The organism is Bradyrhizobium sp. 23, from assembly GCF_023073295.1.
GTDB classification, from domain to species: domain Bacteria; phylum Pseudomonadota; class Alphaproteobacteria; order Rhizobiales; family Xanthobacteraceae; genus Bradyrhizobium; species Bradyrhizobium canariense_D.
The window spans coordinates 109894-120044 of sequence record NZ_JADPJF010000014.1 but is presented as its reverse complement, the minus strand read 5'-3'; the positions used below and the strand labels follow the sequence as shown (position 1 = coordinate 120044).

The following is a 10151-nucleotide window of genomic DNA, read 5'->3' as shown; positions in this document are numbered from 1 at the left end:
GAGCCGCTGGCCCGGCTGCTGCTCGGCGCGGTAACGGAGGCCGCCGTCGCCTGCGCCGGACGCGCCGATATCGCAAGGGCGGGTGCGGAATATGCCCGTGCGTTCAGGTCGCTGGTCGAGGCGCTGCGCGTGGCTGCATGATCGTGCTAAGTGATGATTGGAAACGCCCGTCAACAAAAAGAACAGTAGCGCATGAACGCAACTTCCTCCCTGACACCCTCCGACCCTGAATTCGACTACATCATCGTCGGTGCCGGCTCTGCCGGCTGTGTGCTCGCCAACCGGCTGTCGGCCAACGGCAAGCACAGCGTGCTGCTGCTCGAGGCAGGCCCGAAGGATTCCAACATCTGGATCCACGTGCCGCTCGGCTACGGCAAGCTGTTCAAGGAAAAGACCGTCAACTGGATGTACCAGACCGAACCGGAGCCTGAGCTGAAGGGCCGTCAGGTGTTCCAGCCGCGCGGCAAGACGCTGGGCGGATCGAGCTCGATCAACGGCCTGCTCTATGTCCGCGGTCAGCACGAGGATTACGACAGATGGCGTCAGCGCGGCAACGCCGGCTGGGGCTATGACGACGTGCTGCCCTATTTCAAGAAGGCCGAGAACCAGTCGCGCGGCGCCGATCAATACCACGGCAGCGGCGGCCCGCTGCCGGTCTCCAACATGGTGGTGACCGACCCGCTGTCGAAGGCCTTCATCGATGCCGCGGTCGAGACCGGTCTGCCCTACAATCCTGATTTCAACGGCGCCACCCAGGAAGGCGTCGGCCTGTTCCAGACCACGACGCGCAACGGCCGCCGCGCCTCGACGGCGGTGGCCTATCTCGGCCCCGCCAAGGCCCGTCGCAATCTCAAGATCGAAACTGGCGCGCTTGGCCAGCGCGTGCTGTTCGAGGGCCGCCGCGCGATCGGCGTTGAATACCGTCAGGGCGCCACATTGCGCCGCGCCCGTGCGCGCAAGGAGGTCGTGCTGTCGAGCGGCGCCTACAACTCGCCGCAGCTGCTCCAGCTCTCCGGCGTCGGACCCGCCGACCTCCTGCGCAAGCACGGCATCGACGTCGTGCTGGACGCGCCGGGCGTCGGGCACGATCTCCAGGACCACATGCAAGTCCGCATCGTGATGCGCTGCTCGCAGAAGATCACGCTGAACGACACCGTCAATCATCCGCTCCGCCGCACCATGGCTGGCGCGCGCTATGCGCTGTTCCGCAAAGGCTGGCTGACGATCGCGGCCGGCACGGCGGGCGCGTTCTTCAAGACCAGTCCGCGGCTGGCCTCGCCCGACATCCAGGTCCACTTCCTGCCGTTCTCGACCGACAAGATGGGCGAGAAGCTGCACGATTTCTCCGGCTTCACGGCGTCGGTGTGCCAGCTCCGTCCCGAAAGCCGCGGGTCCTTGCGCATCAAGAGCGCCGACCCGACAGTGCCGCCGGAGATCCGCATCAACTACATGTCGACCGAGACCGACCGCACCACCAACGTGGAAGGCCTGAAGATCCTGCGCAAGATATTGCATGCACCGGCGCTGAAGCCGTTCGTGGTCGACGAGTACGATCCCGGAGCGAAGGTGTCCACGGATGCCGAGCTGCTGGACTATTGCCGTGAGCGGGGCAGCACCATCTACCATCCAACCTCGACCTGTCGTATGGGCAATGATGCGCTCGCGGTGGTCGATCAGCGGCTGAAGGTGAGGGGCCTCGAAGGCCTCCGAATCGTCGACGGTTCGATCATGCCCGATCTCGTGTCGGGGAACACCAACGCGCCGATCATCATGATCGCCGAAAAGGCCTCCGACATGATATTGGAGGATGCGCGGTAAACTCGCGTCTTGAGAGGATTTGGGCTTGGCTACGCGATTCAAGATCGGCACACGCAAGAGCGCGATGGCGCTGGCACAGACGGAAGAGATCGCGCGCCGCCTGACCGCCGCCATGCCCGATCTCGACGTCGAGATCGTCAAGTTCGACACCACGGGCGATCTCGACCAGACCAGCAAGCTGTTGCCCCATGGCGGCAAGGGCGGTGCCTTCGTGGCGCAGATCCGCGCCGCGGTGCTGTCGGGCGAACTCCACGCGTCGATGCATTCGCTGAAGGACATGCCCGGCAACGAAGACACGCCCGGCCTCGTGATCGGCGCCACGCTCTCGCGCGATCCTCCCAACGACGCGCTGGTGCTGCGTGACGGCGTGACGCTGGAGGCGTTGCGCCAATCTCGTGGCAAGGGTTTCAAGATCGGCACCAACGCCGTCCGCCGCGCCGCCTATGCGCGGCGGTTGTTTCCGGACGTGGAGATCATCCACTTCCGCGGCGCCGCGGACACGCGCGTGCGAAAACTCGACAATGGCGAGAAGCAGCGCCTGCCGGATGGCGGCGCGGTGGGGCCTGCGGATGCGCTCATCATGGCGCGGTCCGGCCTCGACCGCGTCGGCCTTTCACAGCGCATCGCCTACGAGTTTACCGCAGCCGAGATGCTGCCGGCAGCGGGGCAGGGCATCGTCGCCGTCGAATGCGCCGCGCAGGACTGGCAGACGCGTCGCATCCTCGCATCGATCGACGATCCCGCTGCCCACGCCTGCGCCGATGCAGAGCGCGAGGTGCTGTGGGTGCTGAACGGCCATTGCAATTCGCCGGTGGCGGGCTTTTCGACCATTGCGGGTGATCAGATGTCGCTCACCGCGTCCGTGCTCGATCTCTCCGGCAACACCATCATCGAAGCCTTGCGTTCGGGCCCCGCCAATCGCCCACGCGAACTCGGCCGTGCGGTGGGACTGGATCTGCTGGCCAAGGGCGCCGCGGAGATCATCGAGCGCAGCCGGCCGCGCTAAGTCGGCCGCGAGGCGGGCATCGGTGGATGATGGCATCATGCGCCTGTTTTGCCCGACGGGTCAAATGTTGGCGCACTCTGATGCGATGACGGCGCACCTGATTTCAGTCCGCCCTAAGTCATTGATCGGGCGTGGCCTCTCTACTGTGCATGGGGTTGTTTTCGCGTTTTTTTGTTTTTCCGCTCCCCAGGCGCAAAATAAATCAGCCCCGAACCCGCTTCAGCATCTGCTCGACATGGGCGATCGGCGTCTCCGGCTGGATGCCGTGGCCGAGATTGAAGATGAACCGCCCTTGCGCGAAATTCGCCAGCGTGTCGTCGACCGCGCGGTCGAGCGCGGCGCCGCCTGTGATCAGCACCAGTGGATCGAGATTGCCCTGAACCGCAACCTTGCTCTGCACGCGCTCGCGGATGAAGGCCGGCTCCGCGGTCCAGTCGATGCTGACGGCGTTGACGCCGGTCGCCTCGACGAACCCGGGCAGTTGCGCACCGGCACCGCGCGGAAAGCCGATGATCTTGGCGTCCGGCACCTTGGCGCGCACGCCTTCGACGATGCGCCGGGTCGGCTCGACCGACCAGCGCGCGAACTCGGAGGGTGGCAGCACGCCGGCCCAGGTGTCGAAGATCTGCAAGGCGTTGGCGCCGGCCGCAAGCTGCGCCAGCAGATATTCGATCGAGTTCTCGACCAGCACGTCGATGATAGCTGCGAACGCCTCCGGATGCCGGTAGGCCATCATCCGCGCCGGGGCCTGGTCGGGCGTACCCTGGCCGGCGACCATGTAGGTCGCCACCGTCCACGGAGCGCCGCAGAAGCCGATCAGCGCGATCTTGGGATCGAGCGCGCTGCGCACGATCTTGAGGGCCTCGAACACCGGCGCGAGCTTGCCGAAATCGGCGTGCTTCGCCAGTGTTGCGACCTTGGCGGGATCATCCAGCGGTTCGAGCCGCGGACCCTCGCCGACCTCGAAGCGCACGGAACGTCCGAGCGCATAGGGGATCACCAGGATGTCGGAGAAGATGATCGCCGCATCGAAGCCGAACCTCCGGATCGGTTGCAGCGTCACCTCGGCGGCAAGCTCCGGGTTGAAGCAGAGATCGAGAAAGCCGCCGGCCTTGGCGCGCACCTCGCGATATTCGGGCAAGTAACGGCCGGCCTGCCGCATCATCCAGATCGGCGGAACGACCTGCCGCGGGCCGGAGAGGACGTCGATGAATGGTTTGGTCGCAGACTGGGGCACGAACGGTCCTGAAGATGGTTAGGGCTCCTGATACACCGCCACGGCCCGAAGCGGAACAGGGGAACCAAGCGCAATTGGGCCGCGTTGACCAGCCAACGGAGGACGAGACCATGGCTGAGACATTCAACCCCGCGCCGCATGACAAGCACGCCGACGATCTGCACGAAGCGCTCGCCGCCGACCGCCACGCCAAGCTCGACGCCGGTCTGAAAGATACCTTCCCGGCGTCCGACCCCGTGAGCGCCGCCCAGCCGACGCCCTCGAAGGCCGATGCGGAGGCCGACAATCCCTCGCTCTGGGACAAGGTTAAGGCGATCTTCAGCTAAGGCGGAGAGCGCCGGATTCCGATAGGTTTGCTAATGCCTTGTTAGCGATGCGCTGATTCCGGCGTCCGTACGACTACGGAAAGCCGGGGACATCACTGCATATTTCTCCCGGTGTTTCAGAGTTCAATAACAGAAGCAGCAGAGTTTCCGGTCATCGGAGAATTCTGCTGCATGAGTGCTGTAACCCAAAGAGCCGGATGGAGCCGCCTGCCGCTGCGGGCGGCTGCGTTCGTCGCGCTGACCTGCGTGGCCATCCTCGGCGTCAGCGGCTGGCGGGAATGGGCGGCCCGCGACGCGGTGCTCAAAGGCGCCGAGGCAGAAATGGCGAACGTTGCGCGCTCGCTGACGCAACATGCAGAGGACAGCCTCGATCTCTTGGATTCAGGCGTCGTCGGCGTCGTCAGCCGGCTGGAGATGGACGGCACCGAGCCGGCCACGATCGCCAAGCTCCGAAACCTGCTGGAGGCGCGAAAGAAGGCGATAGAGCGCATCCATAGCCTCGCCATCATCGACGAGCGCGGCAACTGGTTGACCTCGCCTGGCACGATCGGCTCGACGCTAAACGACGACGCGTTCTTCCGATATCACCAGCTCTCGCCGAAACGGGAGCCCCATGTCGGCCGTCCCGTGAAGAGCCTGCTCGACGGTGAGTGGGTCGTGACCCTGTCGCGCCGTTTCAACAAGCTCGACGGCAGCTTCGGCGGCGTGGTGCTCGCGACCATCAGCTCGGGATATCTCTCGCATTTCTACGAACAGTTCGAGATCGGCCGCAACAGCTCGGTGGCGCTGACGCACGGCGACGGCCTGATCATCGCGCGTAACCCCAGCAACGACAGGTTCGTCGGTCGCAGCGTTGCCGATACGCCGCTGTTCCGCGATACCGCCTTGCAGCGGCCGGGCGGCGCCTACCATTTCAAGTCGCCGCTCGACGGTGCCGACCGGGTCAGCTTCTTCAAGCGCTCCGGCCGTTATCCGCTGGTCCTGCTCGCCACCGTCGACAAGGCCGAATTGCTGGCGCCCTGGCGTGCTGCGGCGATCTCCCGCATGCTCTACGTGCTCGCGCTGGTCATGCTGATCGCGATCATCGGTGCGGTGCTGGTGCGGCAGCTGCAACGGGGCCAGAGTATGGCGGCCGCGCTGGTCGAGAAGGAAGCGCATTTCCGGCTGCTTGCCGAAGGCTCCAGTGACATGGTGACCCGTATCGGGCTCGACGAGCGGCTGCGCTATGTCTCGCCGTCATCGATTGGCGTCGTTGGCTGGCGCGCCAATCAACTGATCGGTACCCTCGCGCTGGCCGGCATTCACCCGGACGACCGGCCGCAGGTCCAGGCCCTCGTCGACGCCATGAAGCGCGGCGATGCGGAGGAGGCGCGGGTCACCTATCGCAATGTGCACCGGCAGAACTCGGAAGTCTGGCTCGAATCGACCATGCGGGTGACCCGCAAGGAGAATGGCGGCGTCGACGGCGTGGTCGCGATCTCGCGCGACATCACCGAGCAGAAGAAGCTCGAGACCCGGCTCGAAACGCTCGCGATCGAAGACAGCCTCACCGGGCTTGCCAATCGCCGCCGCTTCGATGAACGATTGAAGGAGGAGTGGGCGCGTGCCTATCGCGAGCGCTCCAGCCTCTCTTTGCTGATGATCGACGTCGACCACTTCAAGTCTTACAACGACGACTACGGCCATCCCGCGGGCGATGCCTGCCTCCGGCAGGTGGCCCAGATCATCGCTGCTGAGGCGCAGCGTTCCGGCGATCTTGCGGCGCGTTACGGCGGCGAGGAGTTCGCCATGTTGTTGCCGAACACCGACGCTGCGGGCTGCGCCCTGATCGGCGACCGGATTCGACGGGCGATCCGTGATGCGGGCCTGGTCCACACCAGCAACCATGTGGCTGGCTGCGTCACCGCTTCGCTCGGCGGTGCTGCGTGCCGGCCGGCGCTGGAGCGCACGGCCGGCGTCACCTCGCTGGTCGAGGCCGCCGACCAGGCGCTCTATGCTGCCAAGGAGGCCGGGCGCAACCGGCTGATGATGTCGGGCGAGGTGAGTAACCTTCTTCTCAAGGCGTCCGGTCAGTAAGCCCGCTCAATAATGCGGCGGACGCTCATTGGCGGCTCCCGGCGCATTCGCCTCGGCCTCCTGCAGCCGCTCGCCGAGCTCTGCGATTCTCCGCGTCAGCGCGTCGATCTGCTTCCACTGCGCCGTGATGGTCTGGTTCAGCGTCTCAATCGCGTCGTCCTGATAGGCGAGGCGGGTCTCCAGCGTGTCGATGCGCTCGCCGAGCGTCTTGATCTCATTCGTCACGTGCCGCGTCCTTGTCCCGTTCGCGCAATCCACATTCTTGCAAACCGTGGCCGAGCGCGACACGCTCATCGAACACGAAGCATTCGCCGCGCCAGCGACTCTGAGCCTCCGGCACCTCTTCCAGATATTTGAGAACGCCGCCCTTGAGGTGATAGACCTCGGCAAAGCCGCGCGCGAGCAGGTGTGCGCTCGCCTTCTCGCAGCGGATGCCGCCGGTGCAGAACATCGCGATTCTGCGGTGTCTGGCGGGATCGAGCTGCTCGGCCGCAAAATCTTTGAACTGGCCAAAGCTCCTGATGCCGGGGTCGAGCGCGCCCTCGAACGTCCCCATCGCCACCTCGAAGGCGTTCCTGGTGTCGAGCACCAGCGTATCCGGCGCTTCGATGAGCGCGTTCCATTCGGCCGCATCGACATAGGTGCCGACCTGCCGCGTCGGGTCGGCGCTTTCGTCGCCGAGCGTGACGATCTCCTTCTTCAACCGCACCTTGAGCCGGCCGAATGGCATCGTCTCGGCGGTCGAGAACTTCAATTCGAGATTGTTCAACCTGCCGCCGAACATGTCGCCGTGAGCGAGCTCTTGGGTAAGCGCGTCGATCGCCTCGCCCGCGCCCGCGACCGTGCCGTTGATGCCCTCCTGCGCGAGCAGCACGCTGCCCTTTAGCTCCAGGCCGGCGCAGAACGCGCGCAGCGGCTCGCGCAGCTCGCGGTAATCGGGCAGGGCGGCGAATTGGTAGAAGGCGGCGACCTTGTAAATCATGGCGCCCGTTTAGCAGGCGGGGCTCGCCCGGAAAACCCGCATCGAGCAGCTCTATTCCCGGCGGATGGCAGCCATTTCCCTGGCATGCCAGCATTGCCCCGGCCGGCCGGAATGTGTCATGTAGGCCCGGATTTTCCGAGATGGCGCGCCATCCGCACCAGACGCCCAATGAGAGCAGAATTCGATGAGAAACTTCCATTTCCCCGGCAGGTCCACGGTCCACGCCACCAACGCGATGGTGGCGACCTCGCATCCGCAGGCGTCGCTTGCCGCGATCGAGGTGCTGCGCGAGGGCGGCACGGCGGTGGACGCGGCCGTCGCGGGTTCGGCCATTCTCGGCGTGATCGAGCCGCAATCGACCGGCATCGGCGGCGACTGCTTTGCGCTGATCCAGCCGCGCGGCGAGGGCAAGATCATCGCCTATAACGGCTCCGGCCGCGCCCCGAAGGCGGCGAACGCCGATTGGTATCTCGAGCGCAAGATCAACTCCGTGCCGCTGACCTCGGCGCATGCGGTCTCGATCCCCGGCGTGATCGACGCCTTTGCAACCGTCTTGCGCGATCACGGCAAGTTCGGCTTCGACCGGCTGCTTCAGCCTGCGATCAAGGCGGCCGAGGAAGGCTACGTCGTCGCCCCCCGCATCGCCTTCGACTGGAAGAACCAGTTCGAGAAGCTGAAGGCCGGCACCAACACGGAGCGGTATCTGCTGCCGCACGGCAAGCCGCCGGTGGCCGGCGACGTCATCCGCCAGGCCGAGCTCGGCAAGACGCTGCGGGCGATCGCCAAGGACGGCCGCGACGCCTTCTACAAGGGCCCGATCGCGGAAGACATGGTGGAGACCCTGCGCGGGATCGGCGGCCTGCACACGATCGACGATTTCGCCGCGCACACCACTGAGACGACGACGCCGATCGGCACCATGTACAAGGGCTATGACGTCTGGCAGTGCCCGCCGAACGGACCCGGCCTCACCATGCTGCTGATGCTGAACATCCTGTCGCGTTTCGACCTGACGAAATACGCGCCGCTCAGCATCGAGCGCTTCCACCTCGAAGCCGAGGCCGCGCGCATCGCCTACATGCATCGCGAGCTGCATGTCGCCGATCCCGAGCATATGCAGATCGAGGTCGCCAGGATCCTCGCCAAGGAATACTGCAACGAGCACATCGACAAGATCCGCATGGACCGCATGCTCGACCTGCCGAACGTCGCGCCGCCGATGAACCCGTCGACCATCTACATCACCGTCGTGGACAAGGACCGCAACGTCTGCTCCTTCATCAACTCGGTTGCGCATTCCTTCGGCTCGGCGATCGTCTCGAACAAGACCGGCATTTTGCTCCAGAACCGCGCCGGCGGCTTCCGCATCCAGCCCGGCCACCCGAATTGCATCGCCGGCGACAAGCGTCCACTGCACACGATCATGCCAAGCCTGCTCACCAAGGGCGGCCGTTCCGTGATGCCGTTCGCGGTGATGGGCGGACAATATCAGCCGGTTGGCCAGACCCATGTGGTGACCAACATTCTCGATTATGGCTGCGACGTGCAGGAGGCGATCGATATGCCGCGCGGCCTGCATTATGAAGGTCAGTACCAGCTCGAGGACAGCGTGCCGGCCGCCATTGTCGAAGGCCTGAAGAAGCTCGGCCACAAGACCACCAGCGTCGTCGGTCCGCTCGGCGGCGCGCAGGCGATCTGGATCGACTGGGACAAGGGCACGCTCACCGGCGGTTCCGATCCGCGCAAAGACGGTTGCGCGCTCGGATACTGACCACCGCGCACGGAGTTCCCCGCGCGAGATCAGGAAAAGTTGACGAAGGGCGACGCGGCATTTGCTGCGTCGCCCTTTCTCGTTCGGAACGGAGCTCATTGCTTCAGGTTAAGGGCCGATGAGCGGTGCAGGCGTGCGCTGCTCTTGCTCGAAGCGGCGGAGGCCCTCCATGTCCGAAAAATCAGGTTCCGGACCGTCCGGATTCGATCGGCGCGCCTTCATGGCCGGCGTTGCCGGCAGCGCGCTGGTCCCCATGACGGCGCGTGCGGCCGCGCAGGATGCGAGCGTGTCGGCCGCCCAGGATCCGGCGCTTCCTGTCGATGTCACGCTGCGGGTCAACGGCAAGGACAAGCGCCTGCGCATCGACGCCCGCACGACGGTGCTCGACGCGCTGCGGGAGCATCTCAAGCTCACCGGCAGCAAAAAGGGCTGCGACCACGGCCAATGTGGTGCCTGCACGGTACTGATCGACGACCGGCGCGTGGTGTCGTGCCTGACGCTCGCGCTCGCGGCCGAGGGGCAGGAGATCACCACGATCGAGGGCCTTGCCACCGACGATCATTTGCACCCGATGCAGCAGGCCTTCGTCGACAACGATGCGTTTCAATGCGGCTATTGTACGCCGGGCCAGATCATGTCCGCCGTTGCCTGCGTCAAGGAGGGGCATGCGGGCAGCGAGGCCGACATCCGCGAATACATGAGCGGCAACATCTGCCGCTGCGCCGCCTATCCCAACATCGTCGCCGCCGTGAAGCAGGCCGCGCCCGAGATCATGAAAGGCTAGGCGCATGCGACCGTTTTCGTATCAAAGGGCAACAGACCCCGACATGGCGGTGCAGGCGCTCAGTGCTGCCGCAACTGCGAACAATCCGCTGACGAAGGCTACAGCACAGCCGCTCGCGGGCGGCACCACGCTGATCGACCTGATGAAGCTC

General features: G+C 65.3%; 9 protein-coding genes and 2 pseudogenes. 8 read left to right on the top strand and 3 right to left on the bottom strand.

The window, feature by feature from the left end:
- From IVB32_RS42955 to hemC, 3 genes and pseudogenes are all read left to right on the top strand, one after another.
- Positions 1-141 (top strand): annotated as a pseudogene (locus tag IVB32_RS42955) (TetR/AcrR family transcriptional regulator); the annotation flags it as partial.
- 51 nt (positions 142-192) lie between these two features.
- Positions 193-1818 carry a choline dehydrogenase gene (locus IVB32_RS02705; protein ID WP_085394149.1) on the top strand — a complete coding sequence of 542 codons (1626 nt, stop codon included), beginning with the start codon at positions 193-195 and terminating at the stop codon, positions 1816-1818.
- 25 nt (positions 1819-1843) lie between these two features.
- Positions 1844-2824, top strand: a complete 981-nt coding sequence (hemC, locus tag IVB32_RS02700; protein WP_247372600.1) for a hydroxymethylbilane synthase — start codon at positions 1844-1846, stop codon at positions 2822-2824.
- 202 nt (positions 2825-3026) lie between these two features.
- On the opposite strand, the gene hemE is transcribed toward hemC, so the two are convergent.
- The gene (gene hemE / locus IVB32_RS02695) at positions 3027-4061 is read right to left on the bottom strand and encodes a uroporphyrinogen decarboxylase (protein ID WP_247338853.1); all 1035 of its coding nucleotides are present in this window, start codon (positions 4059-4061) and stop codon (positions 3027-3029) included.
- A gap of 110 nt (positions 4062-4171) precedes the next feature.
- Between hemE and IVB32_RS02690 the strand changes: the two genes are divergently transcribed.
- Complete coding sequence (locus IVB32_RS02690) at positions 4172-4387, top strand: hypothetical protein (RefSeq protein ID WP_007595236.1); 216 nt, start codon at positions 4172-4174, stop codon at positions 4385-4387.
- Positions 4388-4558: 171 nt separating this feature from the next.
- Complete coding sequence (locus tag IVB32_RS02685) at positions 4559-6463, top strand: diguanylate cyclase (RefSeq protein WP_247409698.1); 1905 nt, start codon at positions 4559-4561, stop codon at positions 6461-6463.
- A 6-nt stretch (positions 6464-6469) separates the two neighbouring features.
- On the opposite strand, the gene IVB32_RS02680 is transcribed toward IVB32_RS02685, so the two are convergent.
- Both IVB32_RS02680 and IVB32_RS02675 read right to left on the bottom strand, forming a co-directional pair.
- A complete protein-coding gene (locus tag IVB32_RS02680) occupies positions 6470-6688 on the bottom strand; it encodes a SlyX family protein (RefSeq protein ID WP_007606917.1) in 219 nt (72 codons plus the stop codon).
- The gene (locus tag IVB32_RS02675; RefSeq protein WP_085357458.1) at positions 6678-7445 is read right to left on the bottom strand and encodes a rhodanese-related sulfurtransferase; all 768 of its coding nucleotides are present in this window, start codon (positions 7443-7445) and stop codon (positions 6678-6680) included. The genes IVB32_RS02680 and IVB32_RS02675 overlap by 11 nt, the downstream gene beginning before the upstream one ends.
- A gap of 184 nt (positions 7446-7629) precedes the next feature.
- Here IVB32_RS02675 and ggt point away from each other — a divergent pair, with 184 nt between their 5' ends.
- The 3 genes and pseudogenes from ggt to IVB32_RS42950 all read left to right on the top strand — a co-directional run.
- Complete coding sequence (ggt, locus tag IVB32_RS02670; RefSeq protein ID WP_085357460.1) at positions 7630-9216, top strand: gamma-glutamyltransferase; 1587 nt, start codon at positions 7630-7632, stop codon at positions 9214-9216.
- Between the two features lie 169 nt (positions 9217-9385).
- Positions 9386-10000, top strand: coding sequence for a (2Fe-2S)-binding protein (locus IVB32_RS02665; protein ID WP_085349950.1), 615 nt, complete (start codon positions 9386-9388; stop codon positions 9998-10000).
- A 43-nt stretch (positions 10001-10043) separates the two neighbouring features.
- Positions 10044-10151: pseudogene (locus tag IVB32_RS42950) on the top strand (xanthine dehydrogenase family protein subunit M); the annotation flags it as partial.